The 20,988-nt window shown below is 43.4% G+C and carries 21 protein-coding genes, 1 tRNA gene, 1 rRNA gene and 1 pseudogene; 7 read left to right on the top strand and 17 right to left on the bottom strand.

The window, feature by feature from the left end:
• Positions 1-5: 5 nt before the first annotated feature.
• Both HT574_RS19455 and HT574_RS19450 read right to left on the bottom strand, forming a co-directional pair.
• The gene (locus HT574_RS19455) at positions 6-1,190 is read right to left on the bottom strand and encodes a DUF58 domain-containing protein (protein WP_175245819.1); all 1,185 of its coding nucleotides are present in this window, start codon (positions 1,188-1,190) and stop codon (positions 6-8) included.
• A 7-nt stretch (positions 1,191-1,197) separates the two neighbouring features.
• Positions 1,198-2,148 (bottom strand): AAA family ATPase, encoded by a 951-nt coding sequence (locus tag HT574_RS19450; protein ID WP_175245818.1) that lies wholly within the window; start codon positions 2,146-2,148, stop codon positions 1,198-1,200.
• A 149-nt stretch (positions 2,149-2,297) separates the two neighbouring features.
• On the opposite strand from HT574_RS19450, the gene HT574_RS19445 reads away from it, so the two are divergent.
• On the top strand, positions 2,298-3,542 hold the full coding sequence (locus HT574_RS19445; protein WP_175245817.1) for an Nramp family divalent metal transporter: 1,245 nt from the start codon (positions 2,298-2,300) through the stop codon (positions 3,540-3,542).
• Between the two features lie 42 nt (positions 3,543-3,584).
• Here the strand turns inward: HT574_RS19445 and fumC are convergent, their stop codons facing one another.
• The 3 genes and pseudogenes from fumC to HT574_RS19430 form a co-directional block, all read right to left on the bottom strand.
• A complete protein-coding gene (gene fumC, locus HT574_RS19440; protein WP_017434432.1) occupies positions 3,585-4,955 on the bottom strand; it encodes a class II fumarate hydratase in 1,371 nt (456 codons plus the stop codon).
• A gap of 626 nt (positions 4,956-5,581) precedes the next feature.
• Positions 5,582-7,216 (bottom strand): glutamate/serine transporter AimA, encoded by a 1,635-nt coding sequence (locus tag HT574_RS19435; protein ID WP_175245816.1) that lies wholly within the window; start codon positions 7,214-7,216, stop codon positions 5,582-5,584.
• Positions 7,217-7,462: 246 nt separating this feature from the next.
• Positions 7,463-7,656, bottom strand: a pseudogene (locus HT574_RS19430) (recombinase family protein); the annotation flags it as partial.
• A 157-nt stretch (positions 7,657-7,813) separates the two neighbouring features.
• On the opposite strand from HT574_RS19430, the gene HT574_RS19425 reads away from it, so the two are divergent.
• From HT574_RS19425 to HT574_RS19415, 3 genes are read left to right on the top strand one after another with little or no spacing between them, the layout of a single operon-like run.
• Positions 7,814-8,293, top strand: coding sequence for a DUF2975 domain-containing protein (locus tag HT574_RS19425; protein ID WP_175245815.1), 480 nt, complete (start codon positions 7,814-7,816; stop codon positions 8,291-8,293).
• A 10-nt stretch (positions 8,294-8,303) separates the two neighbouring features.
• Positions 8,304-8,525: a helix-turn-helix domain-containing protein gene (locus HT574_RS19420; RefSeq protein WP_175245814.1), complete on the top strand. Its 222-nt coding sequence runs from the start codon at positions 8,304-8,306 to the stop codon at positions 8,523-8,525.
• A gap of 16 nt (positions 8,526-8,541) precedes the next feature.
• Positions 8,542-9,375, top strand: a complete 834-nt coding sequence (locus HT574_RS19415) for a DUF817 domain-containing protein (RefSeq protein ID WP_175245813.1) — start codon at positions 8,542-8,544, stop codon at positions 9,373-9,375.
• Between the two features lie 747 nt (positions 9,376-10,122).
• Here HT574_RS19415 and groL read toward each other — a convergent pair.
• Both groL and groES read right to left on the bottom strand, forming a co-directional pair.
• Positions 10,123-11,742 (bottom strand): chaperonin GroEL, encoded by a 1,620-nt coding sequence (gene groL, locus HT574_RS19410; RefSeq protein WP_017434439.1) that lies wholly within the window; start codon positions 11,740-11,742, stop codon positions 10,123-10,125.
• A gap of 83 nt (positions 11,743-11,825) precedes the next feature.
• Positions 11,826-12,110: a co-chaperone GroES gene (groES, locus tag HT574_RS19405; RefSeq protein ID WP_017434440.1), complete on the bottom strand. Its 285-nt coding sequence runs from the start codon at positions 12,108-12,110 to the stop codon at positions 11,826-11,828.
• A gap of 275 nt (positions 12,111-12,385) precedes the next feature.
• Here groES and HT574_RS19400 point away from each other — a divergent pair, with 275 nt between their 5' ends.
• Both HT574_RS19400 and HT574_RS19395 read left to right on the top strand, forming a co-directional pair.
• On the top strand, positions 12,386-13,120 hold the full coding sequence (locus tag HT574_RS19400; RefSeq protein ID WP_175245812.1) for a CPBP family intramembrane glutamic endopeptidase: 735 nt from the start codon (positions 12,386-12,388) through the stop codon (positions 13,118-13,120).
• 3 nt (positions 13,121-13,123) lie between these two features.
• Entirely contained in the window at positions 13,124-13,318 is a 195-nt protein-coding gene (locus tag HT574_RS19395; protein WP_017434442.1) for a YdiK family protein, read from the top strand.
• Between the two features lie 2 nt (positions 13,319-13,320).
• Here HT574_RS19395 and tatC read toward each other — a convergent pair whose 3' ends face one another.
• The 4 genes from tatC to moaC are packed head-to-tail and all read right to left on the bottom strand — an operon-like array spanning position 13,321 to position 15,406.
• A complete protein-coding gene (gene tatC / locus HT574_RS19390) occupies positions 13,321-14,067 on the bottom strand; it encodes a twin-arginine translocase subunit TatC (protein WP_017434443.1) in 747 nt (248 codons plus the stop codon).
• 20 nt (positions 14,068-14,087) lie between these two features.
• The gene (locus HT574_RS19385; protein ID WP_017434444.1) at positions 14,088-14,240 is read right to left on the bottom strand and encodes a twin-arginine translocase TatA/TatE family subunit; all 153 of its coding nucleotides are present in this window, start codon (positions 14,238-14,240) and stop codon (positions 14,088-14,090) included.
• Positions 14,241-14,256: 16 nt separating this feature from the next.
• Positions 14,257-14,895, bottom strand: a complete 639-nt coding sequence (locus tag HT574_RS19380) for a redox-sensing transcriptional repressor Rex (protein WP_017434445.1) — start codon at positions 14,893-14,895, stop codon at positions 14,257-14,259.
• Entirely contained in the window at positions 14,885-15,406 is a 522-nt protein-coding gene (gene moaC, locus HT574_RS19375; protein WP_175245824.1) for a cyclic pyranopterin monophosphate synthase MoaC, read from the bottom strand. Before moaC ends, HT574_RS19380 begins: the two co-directional genes overlap by 11 nt.
• A gap of 119 nt (positions 15,407-15,525) precedes the next feature.
• Here moaC and HT574_RS19370 point away from each other — a divergent pair, with 119 nt between their 5' ends.
• Positions 15,526-17,472, top strand: coding sequence for an ABC-F family ATP-binding cassette domain-containing protein (locus tag HT574_RS19370; protein WP_175245811.1), 1,947 nt, complete (start codon positions 15,526-15,528; stop codon positions 17,470-17,472).
• 311 nt (positions 17,473-17,783) lie between these two features.
• Here the strand turns inward: HT574_RS19370 and tsaD are convergent, their stop codons facing one another.
• The 6 genes from tsaD to rrf form a co-directional block, all read right to left on the bottom strand.
• Entirely contained in the window at positions 17,784-18,797 is a 1,014-nt protein-coding gene (tsaD, locus tag HT574_RS19365; RefSeq protein ID WP_017434449.1) for a tRNA (adenosine(37)-N6)-threonylcarbamoyltransferase complex transferase subunit TsaD, read from the bottom strand.
• On the bottom strand, positions 18,794-19,246 hold the full coding sequence (gene rimI / locus HT574_RS19360; protein WP_017434450.1) for a ribosomal protein S18-alanine N-acetyltransferase: 453 nt from the start codon (positions 19,244-19,246) through the stop codon (positions 18,794-18,796). The genes tsaD and rimI overlap by 4 nt, the downstream gene beginning before the upstream one ends.
• Positions 19,206-19,946, bottom strand: a complete 741-nt coding sequence (gene tsaB, locus HT574_RS19355) for a tRNA (adenosine(37)-N6)-threonylcarbamoyltransferase complex dimerization subunit type 1 TsaB (protein WP_017434451.1) — start codon at positions 19,944-19,946, stop codon at positions 19,206-19,208. Before tsaB ends, rimI begins: the two co-directional genes overlap by 41 nt.
• Positions 19,943-20,401, bottom strand: a complete 459-nt coding sequence (tsaE, locus tag HT574_RS19350) for a tRNA (adenosine(37)-N6)-threonylcarbamoyltransferase complex ATPase subunit type 1 TsaE (protein WP_081161810.1) — start codon at positions 20,399-20,401, stop codon at positions 19,943-19,945. The genes tsaB and tsaE overlap by 4 nt, the downstream gene beginning before the upstream one ends.
• A gap of 232 nt (positions 20,402-20,633) precedes the next feature.
• Positions 20,634-20,707 (bottom strand) — tRNA-Met (locus HT574_RS19345).
• Positions 20,708-20,863: 156 nt separating this feature from the next.
• Positions 20,864-20,980, bottom strand: a 5S ribosomal RNA gene (gene rrf, locus HT574_RS19340).
• Positions 20,981-20,988: the final 8 nt, after the last annotated feature.

Raw genomic sequence — 20,988 nt, 5'->3', positions numbered from 1 at the left:
TGTCTTCATCGCTCATCCCTGCCTTGCAAAGTCGCCCGCATCGTGTGCGGGGATAGGATCGACACGCGGACGCCGCTTTGACGCAGCATGTCCACTAAACGTTGTTCTTCTTTTGTCATCTCCTCTTTGAGCAAAAACAACATCCTGCGTCGCCGCATCGCCATCTCCCGAAGCAGAAAAACCATTTCCTCCTGCAAAGACGACGTGACGTAACAAAGGGTGGCCGAGGCCGCCCAGCTCCTTTTTTCATTGGCAATTACACGGGCGAACGGCTCATGGCTGTCACAATCGACCCTTGCCAAATGCAAAAATAAACGCTGCAAATGCTCCTCACTATTGCGCGCCGGAAAAACAAAGCGGTCACGGCCGACAGAGACGAGTCCCGTCCGCACTCCCGCGCGAATCGACGCCCACAATAGTGAAGCGGTAAAGGTGACAAGCTCTTCAAACAACGGTGTCGGCGCGCGGTCGAGTACCAAGATGAAGTCGTCGCTCCGCTGCTCTTCAAATTCTTTCGTCATTAATTGCTGCTTGCGCGCCGATGCTTTCCAATGCACCCATGAAACCCTGTCTCCCGGCACATACTCCCGAACCCCGACTGCCATCGTTCTATCGCGGCGGAACGGGAGCGACGAAGTAACCATTCCCTGGTCAAAAAACCCCCGCACTTGCTGATGTGTCATGGCGATATAGCGCGGATATACGACAATGGTGTCTTTAACGGCATGAATGGACTGTTTTTCAATGAGACCGAAAAAATCGCTTGCTGCCAGATAAACAGAAGCAAACGTATGCTCGCCCCGCGGCAAAGGCTCCAACTCATACGTGTAAGAAAATTTCTTTTTCCAAATAAAGCTGATCGTGGTTTTAGATGGTCCCGTATTTAGCGAAGTAATATCTCCTTCAGCCATCGTTATAGCGACAAAGGGAAACCAAATCGGAAGCTGCACTTCGATGGCTGCAGTCAGCCGCTCGCCGGCATGGTGCTGCCGCTTCGGAATCACGCGGCGCACGCTCGCGCGATGAAACGGATATAAAGCAATTGCAAAAGAATATAAGCTAAACGGCAAAAAACTATAAAACAAAAACCAGCTCACAAACCCGCCTTGAAACATGGCATAGGCGAAAAGGGCAAAAAGCAAACTACATAATCCAAATATTTGTATCGTTAGGCGCTTTCTCTTTTTCATTCTTCCACTACCTTTGAATCGGCACCGGAGTCCGGACGATCATTTGCCTGACGATGTCTTCTGCACTTAGCCCGTTCAGTTTTGCTTCCGACTTCAGAATAATGCGGTGAGATAACGCATACGGAGCTAAAAACTGAATATCATCAGGAATGACAAATTCACGGCCATGGATAAATGCGTAAGCTTGGGCCGCCTTCATCAGCGCCAACGAACCGCGCGGGCTCACCCCCAAGTAAACGGATACGTTCGAACGGCTTCGCTGCACGATGTCAACGATGTAACGTTTTATACTGTCACCGACATATACTTCCGTCACTTTCTGTTGCAGCTCTAGCAGCTCATCCAAAGTCATTACAGGATGAATTTCCTCAATAGGCTGCACTTTTTTCACACGGCTTAATATTTCCACCTCTTCGTCAGGGGATGGATATCCCATGCTCAACTTTAATAAAAAGCGGTCCAGCTGGGCCTCCGGGAGCGGATAGGTGCCTTCATATTCAATCGGGTTTTGCGTCGCCATGACAAAAAATGGACGTGGCAGCGGTCTTGTCGCCCCATCCACCGTAACATTTCCCTCTTCCATCGCTTCGAGCAGCGCCGATTGCGTTTTCGGCGAAGTACGGTTGATTTCATCGGCCAACACGATATTTCCCATAATCGGTCCAGGCTTGTATTCAAATTGCATCTCTCGCGGGTTATAAATAGACACGCCTGTTACATCGCTCGGCAGCAAGTCAGGAGTAAATTGAATCCTCTTAAACTGTGCGTTAATCGATTTGGCCAACGCCCGCACCAGCATCGTTTTGCCGACGCCTGGAACATCCTCCAAAAGTACATGTCCTTTAGCCAGCAACGCGACAAGACTCAATATTGCTACATTTCTTTTTCCAACAATCACTTTCTCAATATTTTCTACAACCTGTTCTATCGAAGGCTGTAACATTTCTTTTGCCGCCATGAATGGAACTCCTTTGCTTTTAGGATGGCAGTCATATTGTTATGGTGATTAAAACTTTTAGCTGTAGACATTTCATTTTCCTACTATTAATATATAATAACTAATATACATAATTTTTAAAATAGTTTTTATTCATAAGGAGGGGGAAGATGGAAACATCAAATAGCCAAACCAACAAGAAAAAATGGACCATTATTGGTCCCGGTCTCATTGTCGCAGCTACCGGTGTCGGTGCCGGGGACCTCGTTGCCGCTCTTGTCGCCGGCACCAATTACGCTCTTGTGTTCGCATGGGCAATCATCGTTGGAGCTATCTTTAAATTTGTGTTAAACGAAGGGGTAGGACGCTGGCATTTGCTGAGCGGCAAAACGATTTTTGAAGGCTGGCAGTCGATGGGGAAATGGGCCTCCGGCTATTTTGGCGTCTACGCGCTTATTTGGGGCTTTGTATACGGCGCCGCCGGCACATCTTCATGCGCCTTGGCGATGTCAGTGATGGTTCCGGTCATTCCTCTCTGGGCCTGGGCAATTATCCATGGAATCGCCGGATTTGCGATCACTTGGTCTGGCCGTTTTCAGCTATTTGAGCGTGTCATGAACGTACTAGTCGGTCTCATGTTTATCACTGTAGTCGGCTCGGCCATTCTCGTTCTTCCGCAGCTAAACGGACTATGGCATACGGCCGTTCCTGACCTGCCGAAAGGATCTCTCCTTTACGCGCTTGGATTAATCGGTGGCGTCGGCGGCTCGATTACGATGGCGTCATACGGCTATTGGATTCAAGAAAACGGCTGGAAAGGCCACTCCTACGTTTCGCCGATGCGCTACGATTCCGCTATCGCTTACATTGTCACAGCGATCTTTACGTTGTCGCTGCTTGTGCTCGGTGCCGCCTTGTTATATGGAACGGACACAAGCATCAGCGGCGAGCAAGGACTTGTCTCCTTCTCCTCGATCATGGGCAATGAGCTGCATCCGGCAGCGCGCTGGCTGTTTTTGCTTGGATTTTGGTCTGCTTCCTTTACATCCGTAATCGGCGTATGGAATGGGGTATCGTATTTGTTCGCCGATTTTATCCGCAATGTGCGAAAATTGAACATTGATAAGGAAAAGCTCAATCAAACAAAAGCATTCCGCTTTTACGTCTTTTGGCTCACGTTCCCGCCGATGCTTTTGCATTTTATCGGCAAGCCGGTCGGACTCATTATCGTCTATGGGGCGTTAGGGGCATTGTTTATGCCGTTTTTAGCGGTTACGCTGCTTTGGCTTTTAAATTCAAAAAAAGAACTGCCCGAAGAAGGGCGAAACCATTGGCTGTCGAACTTACTATTGATTCTTTGCCTCTTCTTGTTTGCCGTGTTGGCGGTAAACGAACTGCGCAACCTTTTTGCCTGAATAAAAAAACATCCTGGAGCTGCCAGGATGTTTTTTCTATCGTCACACCATGTTCTCCGGTTTCACCCACTGGTCATACTGCTCGGCGGTGACATATCCCGTTTTCAGCGCCGCTTCTTTAAGCGTCAATCCTTCCTTAAACGCCAGTTTCGCTATTTCAGCCGCTCGATCATATCCTATATGCGGGCTCAAGGCGGTCACCAGCATGAGCGAGCGGTCGACATATTCCTTCATTTTGTCTTCATTCGCTTCAAGACCTTTAGCGCAGTGAATATCAAACGAATGAATCGCATCACCCAGCAGTTGGAGCGACTGCATTATATTATAAAGAATCACCGGCTTAAATACGTTTAATTGAAAATTCCCTTGGCTGGCGGCAAACCCTATTGCCGCATCGTTTCCAAATACTTGCACCGTCACCATTGTCAGCGCTTCGCATTGAGTCGGATTCACTTTCCCCGGCATGATCGAGCTTCCTGGTTCATTGGCCGGAATCGTAATCTCGCCCAGACCGGAGCGTGGGCCGCTTGCCAGCCAGCGCACATCGTTTGCGATTTTCATCATATCTGCCGCCAGCGCTTTTAAGGCGCCGTGAACGTAAACGATTTCATCATGGCTTGTTAAAGCATGGAATTTATTGATCGATGAACGGAACGGATAGCCTGTTTGTTTATGCAGCTGCTCAGCCACTTTATCGCCAAACGAATCCGGCGCATTCAATCCCGTGCCAACCGCTGTCCCGCCGACCGCTAAATTTAACAGCTGTTCGCTTGCCTGTTTGATCATGTTCCTGCTTTTCTCAAGCATCGTCCGCCACCCCGAAATCTCTTGGGCAAAGGTCAGCGGTGTGGCATCTTGCAAATGCGTCCGTCCGATTTTTATCGTATTGTTGTATTTCGCTTCTTTTTCGAAAAAAGTGCTGATCAGGCCGTCTAACGCCGGCAATAGATGCTCGTGCAGTTTCGTATAGACGGCAATATGCATCGCCGTCGGAAACGTATCGTTCGAGCTTTGCGACATATTGACATCGTCGTTTGGATGAATGCGTCCTTCTCCTTCCGGCAGCAGTTCGTTCGCTCTTCTGGCGATGACTTCGTTTACATTCATATTCGTTTGCGTCCCGCTGCCTGTCTGCCAAACGACGAGCGGAAAATGTTCATCCCACTTTCCAGCTAGTATCTCGTCACATGCGCTGCAAATGGCATTCTTTTTCGCCTCGCTTAATTTGCCGCACTCATGGTTAACGATCGCCGCCGCCTTTTTGAGCTGGGCGTAAGCGTAAATCAGCTCCAGCGGCATTTTTTCCGCACCGATTTTAAAATTATTTCGGCTTCGCTCCGTCTGCGCGCCCCAATATTTATCGGCCGGCACTCTCACCTCTCCTAACGAGTCGCGCTCGATTCTTTCTTTCATGAAAATAAGCCTCCTTTGCCATTTTCATCGCCTATTATGTTTTATACCCATTCCTACAAAAGTAAAATCACTTCTAAGCAGGAGCGAAGCATTGATGAAAAGAAACCATGTTTCTCATTACCCGCCGGCATCATTGAGACCATGGGCGGCCGCCCGTTCATGCATAATATTACAGTATGTATGGTGTCGGAAAAATTTTATTAAATTTTGTTTCACGAGTGGTGTAAAGGAGCAAAGATAATGATTGTTTTAGGGGTTGTTCTGCCTGTGCTTGGAGCCGGATTATCGCCCTTCGCTGTTTACGAATGGCGTGAAGAGTGGAGGCAATGGAAAGAAAGCGAAGATAAAAAGTGCATTGTGCCATTGGAGATGATTTTTTGCAGCCGATCCGCTGGACAGTTTTTCCTTTTTTGCTTTTCCCCTCTCTTTTGTTCATTGCTAGCGGGATCGTGCTTATTTATCTATTAAATTAGGAAAAAGCCGGCTGAAAACCGGCTTTTCTTTACATACCCTGGAATATCCGAAGCAATGGTGCCATTATTCGTCACCACTTATGGATAAGTAGTTTAAAGATGAAAGACTTAATAGCCCCCCTCTTACCATCTTGGCAATTAGAAAACAGCTTTTTACAAAGCTGCTTTCTGTTTGGAATCAGCCACCATAATGGCGTCTCTGTCTCTCATCTCTTTATTTACTTTATTAGCTTCCTGCAGGTATTCTGTTTCAAATCCGCTTTTTACGGCCCAAGCATAAAAAACAAGAGATAAGCATGCAATAATAATCATATCCCAACCATATGGGATGATGTTTATCCCCCCGAACTTTTCACTTCCCAAGTAGGAGATGCACATCATGGATAATAAGTAGACAACCATCCAAATACCTGCCCGGAAATCTTGGCGAAAACCCTTCCATTTCATTTTTGCTTGATAGTAGAAATAAACAGGTAGCCCGATGATCATAATAAACAATACTTGTCCTGTAAGCGGCCAACGCGCCCAATATAGTGTTAAAGAAGCAAAGATAAATCCGCACGGCGCAATAATACGCAGTCCCTTGAGACGAAGAGGACGGTACAGATGCTTTCCTGTTCGTCTTAATGTCATGACGGTAATAGGACCAGTAATATAGGAAATTAAGGTGGCAACGGAAATGACCTCTGCCAATACGCCCCAGCCTTTAAACAAAAACAAAAAAACAAAACATACGGCCAAATTAAAAAACATAGCTGGGCGTGGAACTCCGTAAATAGGATGCAGCTTACCTAAAACACCCGGCATATATCCATTCTTTTGCATACCGTAAATCATACGCGCTGTTGTAGCGGTATAAGTTGTTCCTGTACCGGAAGGAGAAACAAAAGCATCAACGTATAATAAGATCACTAACCAATTGATATTTAAAGCAATGGCTAAATCGGCAAATGGAGAGTTAAAGTTTAAATGATGCCAACCGTGCACAAGCATGGAAGGATCAACAGAACCGATAAAAGCCACCTGCAACAGCGTATATATAACCGTCGCAATCAGAACAGAACCCACTACTGCAATAGGAATGGATCGACTTGGTTTTTTAGCTTCTCCCGCCATATTAATTGGACTTTGAAATCCATTAAACGCGAACACAATGCCAGACGTAGCCACCGCTGTCAATACACTTGACCATCCATAAGGCGCCACACTATGACCGTAGGTAAAGTTTTCCCCATGAAAGCCAACGAACAAGAGCGCACCAATTGTCGCTCCTGGGATGATAATTTTAAATATGGTTATAAGCGAGTTTGCTTTTGCAAACAAACTTACGGTCCAGTAATTGAGGAAAAAGTAAATAAGAATTAACACAGAAGCAATAGCAAGACCTTTTGGCGTAAGCATTCCGTTTTCTACTAAACTATGTGTCCACTTCGCCCAATCCCATGGCCACGAGCTCATATATTGCACAGAAGCGATTGCCTCCACCGGAATAACGGAAACAATAGCAATCCAGTTCGCCCAGGCAGCAAGAAATCCCACAAAAGATCCATGAGAGTACTGCGTATACTTCACCATTCCCCCTGCTTCGGGAAACATGGCACCCAATTCACTATAAGAAAGAGCAATACATAGGATAACAACCATCCCAATAATCCAAGAAAAAACAGCCGCTGGACCAGCGATTTCGGCGGCCTTCCACGCACCAAATAACCAACCAGATCCTATGATGGATCCGAGCCCCGTCATCATAAGCGCGAAAGTTCCCATCTTTCGGTGCATAGTATTCATCCATTTTTACCCCTTTCATAAGTATGTAGTAACTATAGGGAGAGAAGATTGCTTGATAGATCCATTCCAGGGGACAAATCAATGTATTTATTTTATTTTAATAATATCACAAACATTTTCAAATTAGTAATAAATCAAATTTTGGTATGACAAGAGCTCGATTTTTCTGAATAATATTGAAATTATTCAGCTAATGACCGAGGTTATCGAAATTTACTCTTTTATTAAATCCTATGCTAAAAAAATGATGATTTCAATTCCCTCTTTTGTATTTCTTGCAAGTCTGTCTAGCTTTTTACCACTAAAGTGTCGCCCTCTTGCAATTTGCTGAGTAACTTCTTGAACTGAGGTCTGTCCGTTTTCGTTCCAGTGAACTTCTCTTCAAAGATGACCTCACATCCTTCTTTCTTTAATTCCTCGATTTGTAATTTCTTTGTAATGAGGAATGCTCTTTATCTTTGTCTAAAATTAAAAGGATATTTCTATAAAACAATAAAAATATAATAAAAATAAATAATAATTTATTGTAAAACGATAAAATGCGTATTAAAATCAAATTAACAATAAAATTAACAATAAATAAGTGAGGTGCTTTTTATGAAACGAGAAACACTCTTTTTAAAGTTCGCTGTTGTTCTTATGGGACTTCCTGTCCTTGCTTTGTGTATATTTTTGTTACCTGGGATAGCTGAATATTTTGCAGAATTAAATCCAAAGTTAGATTTTTTGCAATATCCCTTTTTAATCGGGTTGTATGTAACAGCGATAGTATTTTTCGTTGCATTGTACCAGGCTTTAAAACTTTTAAGCTATATTGACAAGAACCAGGCGTTTTCTGAATTATCTGTAAAATCTTTAAAGAACATCAAATACTGTGCCATCATCATCGGTGCCTTATATGTGGTATTTATGCCACTCTTATATCTCATGGCAGAGGTAGACGATGCCCCAGGTATTATACTAATCGGAATGGTCATTATTTTTGGTTGCATGGTGATTGCAGTCTTTGCTTCTATTCTTCAAAAACTATTAAAAAATGCCATAGATATAAAATCAGAAAATGATTTAACGATCTGAGGTGAAAACAATGGCGATTATAATCAATCTTGATGTAATGCTGGCTAAAAGGAAAATGAGCCTTACAGAACTTTCGGAGAGGGTTGGAATAACGATGGCTAATCTTTCTATATTGAAAAATGGAAAGGCAAAAGCTATTAGGTTTTCAACTTTAGATGCAATTTGCAAAGCATTAGAATGCCAACCTGGGGATATTTTAGAATACAAAAGTGACGAAGACACTCAAGGATAATAAAGAGGCACAAATCATGAGAGCACTAAAACAACTCGTTCGTTTTGGTTGGGAGCAGGCCCTATCATGTTTGTTTCCTGTCGTTATTTTTGCCTCTTTGGCTTTTACAAAATTCATGCCGCTTCCTTTCCTACCACGGTATGACTGGCTGCTCATCATCTGCCTTCTGATGCAGTGGTGGATGGTGCGTTCCGGGCTTGAAACACGGGATGAACTAAAGGTTATCACATTGTTCCACCTTATTGGACTTGCTCTTGAACTTTTCAAGGTACATATGGGCTCCTGGTCTTATCCAGAAGAAGGATATTTCAAAATTTTTGGAGTGCCTTTGTATAGTGGATTCATGTACGCAAGTGTAGCGAGTTATCTTTGCCAGGCGTGGAGGAGGCTTAAGGTTGAACTGGTTAATTGGCCACCGTTTTTGGTAGTTGTACCTCTTGCAGCTGCGATTTATTTAAATTTTTTCACCCACCATTATTGGATTGACGTTCGTTGGTGGTTATCTGGGCTTGTAATTATCGTCTTTTGGCAATCATGGGTCACATTCGAGGTTGATGGAACTCGTTACCGTATGCCACTCGCACTTTCTTTTGTGCTCATCGGATTTTTTATATGGATAGCCGAAAATATCGCAACGTTCTTTGGAGCTTGGGAATATCCAAACCAAACCGATGCATGGAGTCTCGTACATCTAGGAAAGGTGAGTTCATGGTTCTTATTAGTGATTGTTAGCTTTCTTATAGTAGCGACGTTAAAGCAGGTTAAGGGAAAAATTGTTTCGTCCAAGAAGGATAAGGTTCAAGAGGCGTTTGATAATCATTTAAAGGAACGGGATAGAAGTTCTTTTTAAGCTATACCCACTAATGAAAGCTCACGTGTTATTCAGTTATCGGGCGCTTTTTCGGAGTAACGATAAGAGGGGCTGACTCAAAACATCGCCTTTAAGCGATGTTGCGTCAGCCCCGTGTGGAGAAAAACCAGTCCCCTATTCATTCCAAATCCAATTCAGAGAAACCCTACTCCATTACGTTACACAAAATTCTTGACGGTACCGATGGACAATTATATGTTAGTGTAACTAAAATGCATAGAGCACCTTTTAAATATCCAATACACCCTGTTTCGATTACTAAAGATTATGTCCGGTGTCAAGCTGAATATGTTGATGAAACACTATTATTTAATATTAACCAAGCCTCCACTTTATTAATGTATAGAGAGATGGGGCAGACACATTTGGCCCTTCAGTTAAATTAAGGTCTAATCTTCAAGCTTAAGCCGATTTCTATCTTTTAGGAAAATTGACGGAGAGAGCCCTATATGTAGTGCAATACAGCCTTCTAAGAATATAAATCTAAAAACTAATGTAACTCAGGATTTATAGAAACACTTTGTCATTCAGCCTAATTGGTTCTGAACACAGGTCAACGCATCTGCCAACGATTTATGCTCATATGACTAAAAACTTAGAAGAAAAAGCTTCCCAAAAGTTCAGCGAACGAATGGGAAGCTTCATAAAAAATTTATGATTTTTCCGCGGTCAAAAAAGAAAGGAACACCAGGGGAACCCCAGTGCTCCAAGGCTTTTGGGCAATTATTACATCATTCCGCCCATGTCAGGCATTCCGTTGTTGCCGCCTTTGTTTTCTTCTGGTTTGTCAGCGACAACTGCTTCAGTTGTTAAGAACATAGCGGCAACAGAAGCTGCGTTTTGCAGAGCGGAACGAGTTACTTTTGTTGGGTCTACGATACCAGCTTCAATCATGTCTACCCATTCACCAGTAGCAGCGTTGAAGCCGATGCCAGGTTTTTCTGTTTTTAAGCGTTCAACAATGATAGAGCCTTCCAAACCAGCGTTTTGCGCAATTTGGCGAACTGGCTCTTCGATTGCGCGAAGAACGATTTTCACACCAGTTGCTTCGTCGCCTTCTGCTTCGATCGCAGCCACTTTGCTGTATACGTTCATTAATGCCGTACCACCGCCGGCTACGATACCTTCTTCGACAGCTGCACGAGTAGAGTTGAGCGCGTCTTCAATGCGCAATTTGCGTTCTTTCAATTCTGTTTCTGTAGCTGCACCAACTTTGATTACTGCTACGCCGCCAGCTAATTTTGCAAGACGTTCTTGTAATTTTTCGCGGTCGAATTCCGAAGTAGTTTCTTCTAATTGCGCACGGATTTGATTGATGCGAGCTTTAATGCGGTCAGAATCGCCAGCGCCTTCCACAATCGTTGTTGTTTCTTTCGTTACAACGACTTTCGAAGCACGGCCAAGCGATGCGATCGTTGTCGATTTCAATTCGCGTCCTAGTTCTTCGGAGATGACTTCACCGCCAGTTAAGATTGCGATGTCTTCCAGCATTGCTTTACGACGATCGCCAAAGCCAGGCGCTTTAACCGCTACCGCATTGAATGTACCGCGAAGTTTGTTCACAACTAATGTTGCAAGCGCTTCGCCTTCCACATCTTCTGCGATGATTAATAATGGTTTGCCTTGTTGTACCACTTGCTCTAATACAGGCAAGATTTCTTGGATGCTAGAAACTTTTTTATCTGTAATTAAGATGTATGGATTTTCAAGCACTGCTTCCATTTTTTCTGTATCTGTAATCATGTATGGAGATACATAACCACGGTCAAATTGCATACCTTCAACAACATCTAGTTCTGTTGTGAAGCCTTTCGATTCTTCTAATGTGATAACACCGTCGTTGCCGACGCGTTCCATTGCTTCTGCGATTAATTGACCAACTTCTTCGTCAGCCGCAGAGATCGCTGCAACTTGGGCAATCGATTCTTTTCCTTTGATTGGTTTGGAGATTGCTTTTAATTCTTCTACTGCCACAGCGACCGCTTTTTCAATACCTTTGCGGATGCCCATTGGGTTAGCGCCAGCTGTAACGTTTTTCAATCCTTCACGGATCATTGCTTGCGCTAAAACTGTTGCCGTTGTTGTACCGTCCCCAGCAACATCATTCGTTTTGCTTGCAACTTCCGCAACAAGTTTCGCCCCCATGTTTTCAAATGGGTCTTCTAATTCGATTTCTTTCGCGATTGTTACACCGTCGTTTGTAATTAATGGCGAACCAAATTTTTTCTCTAATACGACGTTACGGCCTTTTGGTCCTAATGTTACTTTTACCGCATCTGCTAGTTTGTCCACACCGCGTAACATCGCGCGACGAGCTTCTTCGCTGAATTTAATTTCTTTTGCCATACCCCGTTACCTCCTTATAAAATGGAATCGTTAAGTATTTTAGTTAAGTATTTTGTACATATCTATGTTATAAATGCTGTATATTAGCCAATAACAGCCAAAATGTCGCTTTCACGCAAGATTAAATATTCCTTGCCGTCATATTTTACTTCTGTTCCAGCATATTTCGAGAAAATAACGCGATCGCCAACTTCTACTTCCGGAGCTACACGCTCACCGCTGTCAAGCACACGTCCTTTGCCAACAGCAACTACTTTGCCTTCTTGTGGTTTTTCTTTCGCAGTGTCTGGCAATACGATACCGCTTGCAGTTTTTTCTTCCGTTTCAATCACTTCAATGACAACGCGATCACCTAATGGCTTTAACACGGAAAACAACCTCCTTAACAATAATTTTCGCCGTTCTTATTAGCACTCATCTTAATCGAGTGCTAACACACTTATAATATTAATGAACTTCTCCTTTTTTTGCAAGTAGGAAATAAAAAAAATAACCGCTTTTCTTTACTCCTTCTATACCCTTTTCAAGTATTTCACATTTCCATGATCGATAAACGGCGGCAATCAATTTTTTTATATTTTTGCAAAAGATGTGCTAAAATACGGGAAGTATCACTATTTTGTTGGCAAAGGGGTTAGTTTCCTTGAAACGACAATATTGGTATGTCATTATTACGTATATCATCATGCAACTGTCTGGTATTGTAGGAGTTCCGCTTTTGCGCTTTCTCGGCGTGGGAAAACATGTCGAAAATAAACTCGTTGCCGCAAAGCTCGCCTCTGGCTATTGGGCGGTCATTAGCTTTGCTATTGCGTTTTTTATTATTATCTTTTTCTTGCGTGAGGATATAAAACAACGGCATACTCGTCATCGCGTTTCTTTGCCCGTCGCTTGGATGTGGGCGATCAGCGGCGTCTTTTTGTCGCTCTTTGCCCAAAGCCTTGCCGCTAATGTTGAATGGCGCTTGCTTGGTATCGAACCAGGCTCGGAAAACACAAAACGAATTGTTGAAATCATTCAAGTCACCCCTTTATTAATGGTCGTGACTTCCATTATCGGTCCGATTTTAGAAGAAATAATTTTTCGTAAAATTATTTTTGGAACGCTATATCAAAAATACAACTTCTTCATTTCCGCGCTAGTTAGTTCGCTTTTATTCGCCATCGTCCATATGGAACTTGAACACCTGCTCTTGTACGCAGCAATGGGATTTACGTTTGCCTTTCTTTATGCGAAAACGGGACGCATTTTCGTTCCGATTTTCGCCCATGTTACCATGAATACGTTCGTGGTCGTCATACAAACATTGTTTGCTGATGAAATTGAAAAAATAATGCGGCAGACAGAGCAGATACAACTCATTATTGGGGGCTTTTAAACAATGAAAGGGACGCCATTACAATTTGGTTTTTTCTATTTTCTGATGGGAGTGCTATTTACTTACTTGTCCATTCAAAGTGCAAAAGATACGATTTGGAACTTTTTCACGATCTTCCTTGCCATCCTGGCTACGCTTGATTTTGGAGCAGCAATACGTCTATTCGCACTCCACTTTCGCAATAAACCTCCCGTTTGATTTCACGGGAGGTTTTCTTGTTCCTGTTGCGCCAATAGCACTTTGCGGTAAGCCATCTTAGAAATCCAAATGCTTGCCTCATATAAAATCGAAAGCGGAATCATCACGATGACTTGCGATAATACATCCGGCGGCGTAATGACCGCAGCTACAATCAGCAAGGCCAAATAAGCATATTTTCGTATTTTGATCAATAACATTGGTGTAATCAAACCAAGTCTTGTGAAAAACATCACTACTACCGGCAGCTGAAAGACAATGCCAAACGGCAAGATGAGCTGAAGCAAAAATTCAAAATATTCATTAATGCCGATGACTTGATGAATGCCCAGGCGTTCCGCCAAATTTTGCATAAAACGAACGACAAACGGAAATAAAACAAAATACGCAAAACTAACGCCAGCGAAAAAGAGAACAATCGAAATAGGGATATAACTTAAAGTGACCTTTCGCTCTTTTTCATACAATCCCGGACTGACAAACGCCCAAAGTTGATAAAGCAAAACCGGAGCAGTAAGAACAAAGGCAATGACAAAAGCAAACTGAAAATAAATTTTGATCGGATCTGTCAAACGAAACGCATTCATCGTCAATTCTTTTGCTTCATCCGTCCGCTGCAAATATAAAATGACCGGTTCTACAAAAAAGAAGCTTCCTATCAAAGCAATGCCAAAAAAAACAAGAACAATGATAAGCCGTTTTCGCAACTCTCCTAGGTGCTCATACACCGACATTTCTTTATCGTTCATATGTCAACCATCCTAACTCATCATTGGTCGGCTTTTTTTTCATCCTCATCGGCTAATCCTTTCGTCGCATCCTTAAATTCGCGGAGCGATTGACCGAGCGACTTGCCCAATTCTGGAAGTTTTTTTGTTCCAAACAATAATAAGATGACAAGCACGATTAATAAATATTTCACGTTTTATTCTCTCCTTTTATTCAAGCGGGTAGTTTTTCAAAAAATAAACGAGCGACTGCAATTCGACCGCTAAGTCAATATGATGGACGCGAATATGCTTGGGTACGTTCAAGCGCGCTGGTGTAAAATTTAAAATTCCTTTAATTCCTCTTTGGACAAGACGGTCGGTAATCCACTGAGCAACATGGGCTGGCACCGTTAAAATTGCTACTGGAATCCCCTCGTGAAGACGGTCTTCCAATTCATCCAAATGATAGACAGGCACCCCGCCGACTTCTGTACCGACTTTCCTTTCATCTACGTCAAATGCCATCACAATTTTCGTATTATTGTTTTTCGAAAAATTATAATTTAAAAATGCGGTGCCTAAGTTCCCGACTCCAAATAGTGCGACTTCCGTTACCTCATCTTGATCGAGCGTTTTCCGGAAAAATGACAGCAAATAGTTGACATTATATCCGTATCCCTTTTTGCCAAGCGCGCCAAAATAGGAAAAATCGCGGCGGATCGTCGCAGGATCGACTTTGACCGCCTCGCTCAGTTCGGCAGAAGAAACGCGTTGTTTCCCAGAAGCGTGTAAATTTTTTAAAAAACGATAATATAACGGCAAACGTTTGGCCGTTGCTTGCGGAATTTTTGGCTGTTCATTGCTCATTGATGAATCCCCCAGCACTTCTTTTTTCGCGTTGATAATGTCCTGACTTTCCACCTTTTTTCTCTACCAAATAGGTTGGGCCAATAACCATTCCTTTATCTAACGACTTACACATATCATATACTGTCAGCGCACATACAGAGGCTGCCGTTAGCGCTTCCATCTCCACCCCCGTGCTTCCCTTCGTTTTCACCGTTACGGTAATCAACAATTGATACAACGCTTTTTCTTCTTCGACATGCCAGGCAAACTGAATGTCGACACCTTTTAGCATAAGCGGATGGCACATTGGAATGAGATCGGCTGTTTTTTTCGCTGCCATAATACCTGCCACTTGCGCAACGGCAAGCACATCCCCTTTTTCGATCGTGTGGTTTGTCATTTTTTCATAAATTTCCTTATTTACTGTCACACTTGTTTGCGCGACCGCTATGCGAACCGTATCCTCTTTGTTCGTAATATCGACCATTTTTGCCCGGCCTTGTTCGTTGAAATGGGTAAATGATGACAACATAATCTCCTCCACTTATAAACTATACACTATTTTTCGTCATCTGTCTTTTATCGTTTTATTGCGATAAGAAAGTCACTTACGCTACACTATTATTGTCAAACGAGAGGTGAAAAACAATGATCATTTTACAAGTTAACCAACTGACAAAATATTTTGGCGCTGACCTTATTTTATCGAATATAAAATTAGAAATACAATCAAAAGACCGTATTGCTCTTGTTGGGAGAAACGGAGCCGGGAAATCGACCCTATTAAAGATCATTGCCGGTGAAATGTCTTACGATAGCGGGGAGATTATTAAACCAAAAGAAGTAACAATCGGCTATCTTGCCCAAGACAGCGGGCTTCACTCTTCGTTGTCGATTTGGGAAGAAATGATGACGGTATTCGCCCCGTTAAAGGTGATGGAGAAGCAATTGCGAGCGATGGAAATGCAAATGGGCGATCCCAATCTGCTTGCAGACGTTTCCCGTTATGAAAAACTATTAAAAGACTATGACGCGTTGCAAGAGCGCTATAAAGAACAAGGTGGTTACCAATACGAAGCTGATATTCGCTCCATTTTACACGGTTTGCAGTTTTCTAAGTACGATTATATGACGACTCCTGTCCAATCGCTAAGCGGCGGACAACGAACGCGGCTGGCGCTCGGAAAATTGCTGTTAATGAAGCCCGATTTGCTTATTTTGGACGAGCCGACCAACCATTTAGACCTCGAAACATTAACATGGTTGGAGCAATATTTACAAACGTATCCTGGCGCTATTTTAATTGTATCGCATGACCGCTATTTTCTCGACAAAGTAGTCACCCAAGTATACGAACTGTCACGTGCAACATTAAAGCGGTATAGCGGCAATTACAGCCGTTACCTGGAGCAACGGGCGGAGGAATACGAACGGGAACGAAAACTATATGAAAAACAGCAAGAAGAAATTGCAAAGCTGCAAGATTTTATTCAGCGCAATATTGCCCGCGCTTCGACAACCAAGCGCGCGCAAAGCAGAAGAAAACGGCTCGAAAAAATGGAAAGAATGGAGAAGCCGATCGGGGACGAAAAGGCTGCTTCGTTTTCCTTCGAAATCGAGCGGCAAAGCGGCAATGACGTGTTAATCGCTGAAGATGTCGCAGTGGGATACGATGCGGATCAGCTAATTTTTCGCAATGTCCGCTTTCGCATCACGCGCGGGGAAAGCGTCGCTTTGATTGGACCGAACGGAATCGGCAAATCCACGTTGCTAAAAGCGATTGTCAATAAACTCCCGCTACAAGCAGGGCATTTCCGCTACGGCTCGAACGTACAAATCGGCTACTATGACCAAAACCAGGCCGACTTGTCCTCAAATAAGCGCGTGCTCGATGAACTTTGGGATGAATTCCCTGACAAAACGGAAAAAGAAATCCGCACCGTGCTCGGAAACTTCTTATTCTCTGGGGATGATGTGCTAAAGCACGTATCGGAGCTAAGCGGCGGGGAAAAAGCAAGACTGGCGCTTGCCAAATTGATGATGCAAAAAGCGAACTTCCTTGTTTTAGACGAACCGACCAACCATCTTGATTTAGACAGCAAAGAGGTGCTCGAGAACGCCTTAATTGAATACCCTGGAACGATTTTATTCGTCTCTCATGACCGCTACTTTATCAATCGCATCGCCACGAAAATATACGAACTTTCTAGTGATGGAATTACCGAATATTTAGGTGACTATGACTACTATATCGCCAAAAAAGAAGAAATGCTGGAACTCGAACGTCTCGCTGCTGCGGAGCAGCGGCAAACCAATGCGAACCTTCCTGGTGGAGAATCAACGAAAAAATTGAATTATGAACAAGAAAAAGAAGCAAAAAAACTAGAGCGGCAGCGCAAGCGCCGCATTGAAGAAATCGAAGCGGAAATTGGCGAATTAGAACAACAAATTGCGCACGTGGAAGAACAATTATGCGATCCTGACATTTACCAAGATCATGAAAAAGTGCAACAGCTGACAAAAGAGAACGAGGAAATGAAACAAAAACTGGATCTATTATTAGTGGAATGGGAAGAACTTCATACACTGAAATAACAAAATACACAAACATCCACCCGTTATGAACAGGTGGATGTTTTTTTAGTTAATCACATACCCACAAACTTATCCCCAATTTTATTCCCGTTATTCAAGTTATTCACCGGTTTTTCCACATTATCCACAAAAAATAGGGGGGTTATGTAAAAAAAACTGTGATTATTTCTTCCCTGATATCATAGAGATTTTTCTATTTTTCCACAATATCCACAACTTGTGGATAAATATATGCACAACCTTTATTTTTTTAATAAAAAAACGGACTTCTTCCAAGAATAAATCCTGAAAAAAAGCCCGTATCATTCCCCTTATTCTAACTCCAGGCCTGGGTTTGCATTTAATGCCATATCCGCCCGTTTTCCTTGCATATACAATACGGTTCCGGCCGCCGCGATCATTGCCGCATTATCAGTGCATAATGATAACGGCGGTATCACCAGCTCAACGTTGTCTAATTTCGCCATTTGTTTTTGTAATTCTGTCCTTAATCCTCGATTAGCGGCGACCCCGCCTGCAAGCAACACTTGACGAACATGATATTCTTTTGCCGCCTGGATCGTTTTGGTCACCAGCACATCGATGACGCTGGCCTGAAAGCTGGCTGCCATATCTTTTGGATCTATTTCTTCACCGCGCTGTTTGGCGTTATGCAGCGTATTTAATACGGCCGATTTCAAACCGCTGAAGCTGAAATCATACGATCCTTCTTCGAGCCAGGCCCGTGGCAAATCGATTGTTGCCTTTCCTTCCTGGGCAAGACGGTCAATATGAGGCCCGCCCGGATAAGGAAGGTTTAACGCTCTCGCCACTTTATCATATGCTTCTCCTGCCGCGTCATCCCGCGTTTCGCCAATCACTTGAAACTTTCCATGTTTCTCCATATAGACGAGTTCCGTATGTCCACCAGAAACAACAAGAGACAACAACGGAAATTTCATCTCAGCAACAAGACGGTTGGCGTAAATATGTCCTGCGATATGATGAACGCCGACTAGAGGAATATTATAGGCAAATGATAACGCTTTTGCCGCGTTGACCCCGATTAACAGCGCACCGACTAATCCTGGGCCTTGTGTTACCGCAATCGCGCTTAACTGTGAAAAAGAAACACCCGCCTTATTCATCGCTTCTTCAATCACAAACGTAATCTGCTCGACATGATGGCGCGATGCGATTTCCGGCACGACGCCGCCGAATCGTTTATGACTTTCCATTTGCGAGGCGACGATATTGGATAAAATTTCTTTTCCGTTTTTCACTACTGCCGCTGCTGTTTCATCGCAGCTCGTTTCAATTCCAAGCACATATATGTCATGATTCATGATAAATTCACCCACATTACTAGCGCATCTTCTAAATTATCTGGATAATACTGTCTACGAATGCCACCATTGCGAAATCCTAATTTTCGATATAACGATTGGGCGACATGATTAGAAACACGAACTTCCAATGTCATCGTTACAGCCCCTAGCTGTTTGGCCGTTTCCATCAATTTGCGCATGAGCGCTTCTCCTAATTTTTTGCCGCGAAATTCCGGCAATACCGCTACATTCGTAATATGCGCCTCATCGATCACTACCCACATCCCGCCATAACCGATAACGCGGCCGCGATGCACCATGACAATATATTTGGCATAGCGATTGTGAACAAGTTCATTATAAAACGCTTCCCTGCTCCAAGGAGTAGTAAACGAGGCACGCTCTACTTGCAACACAGCATCAATATCATTTAACGTCATGGATCGAAATTGAATATCCATCCCCATGTTTATTTTCCCCTTCTTGTTTGGCAAGCCATTTGGCTTCTGCTTCGGCCAAACGAATGTAATTCGGTACGAATGCATGTGCATCTTCCCGCTCTTTTTTCTTTCCAAGGAACGCTAGTTCGCTTGGCCGCGGCAATTGTAATGCAGCGGGAGCAAAATGGGAGTATTCGCCCAAGTGCCGCTGAAAAATATTTTTATATAGAGCAACATCTGTCCCGATAAACAGCACCGCTTCTTTTCTTGCTTTTAACTCGCTAGCCCATTCTTCCGCCAGCACAATTCGATCATGTTTTATACATTCGAGTTCTGTCCCATTGTAACGGTATAATCCGGTGTAAATTTGCCCTCTTCGAGCATCAAAGAACGGAGAAATGGCACCCGAAAAATACCGGCCATTAGCCGCCAGCACCTCTAAACTAGATACCCCGACGATTGGAATGTTTAAAGACCATGCTAGCGTTTTTGCAATCGTCACACCGATGCGTACCCCTGTATATGAACCTGGTCCTCTTGCGACAGCGATTAAATCAAGCTCCTGTGGAGTAACGCCACAATGTTTCATCAATGATTGGACCGCAGGCATAACACGCGTAGAATGGTCTTTCTTGATGTTGGTTGTTATTTCTCCTTTTACAACGTCATCCTCCACTAACGCAATTCCCATTACGACATTGGATGTATCAATCGCCAATATTTTCATGCTTCCAAAATCTCCTTACATAACTGTTCATACCGTTCTCCCATTGGTTCCATTACTAATTTACGCTGATGATCTCCATGATGAAACAAATAAATGTTTAATCTTTCTTTTGGTAATTGCGTCTTGATAAGGTGTGCCCATTCAATAACAGTGACTCCATCTCCTTCAAAGTATTCATCAAAGCCAAGGTCCTCCATCTCATCCTCTAGACGGTACACATCCATATGATAAAGAGGAAGGCGCCCTTGATATTCTTTTACGATCGTAAAGGTAGGACTATTAATCGTTTTTTCAATTCCCAGTCCTTTTGCCAATCCTTTTGTAAAAGTCGTCTTTCCTGCCCCTAAATCTCCTTCTAGTGTAACAACAGATCCTGCTTCTAATTTTTCTCCCAATTTGCGAGCAAGGCTCATCGTTTCTTCTGGGGAATGCATTATCAGCTCATAACGTTTCATTGATTGTCACCTTTAACACATTTTATCATGATAATCTTCGCTGTTGAAATTTTACCATATTTCCGCCATGTGTTACCACTGTTCATGATATAAAGGAAAGATAGCGGCTGCCTTATTATCAAAAGAAGGACGTTTCCACATCAGTTCGCGGTTAGGGAAAGGGGAAGCAGACATTGTATGCACAAAAAATAAAAAAACCTTAGGAAATCTTATATTTCCTAAGGCAAACGGATTGCGGGGGCAGGATTTGAACCTGCGACCTTCGGGTTATGAGCCCGACGAGCTACCGGACTGCTCCACCCCGCGACGATAAAAAGAATAATTTAATTTAGAAAGATTTCATGAAATTCGTTGCCTCTTCCTCAACTAGCTAATTCAAAGATGTCAAATGCGTCGAGGCAACTCATTGAAAAAAAGTAAAGGGAATTTAGGCGTGTTTCACTCCCTGGTATAATAGAAACTGCCTAGCGACGACCTACTCTTGCAGGGGCGCTGGCCCCAACTACCATCGGCGCTGGAGAGCTTAACTTCCGTGTTCGGGATGGGAACGGGTGTTTCCTCTCCGCTATAGTCACTAGGCAAGTAAT

This window comes from Parageobacillus sp. VR-IP, from assembly GCF_013357975.1.
Taxonomy (GTDB): Bacteria; Bacillota; Bacilli; order Bacillales; family Anoxybacillaceae; genus Saccharococcus; species Saccharococcus caldoxylosilyticus.
Note: the sequence above shows the minus strand (reverse complement) of the source record. Positions and strands in the feature narration are given on the sequence as shown.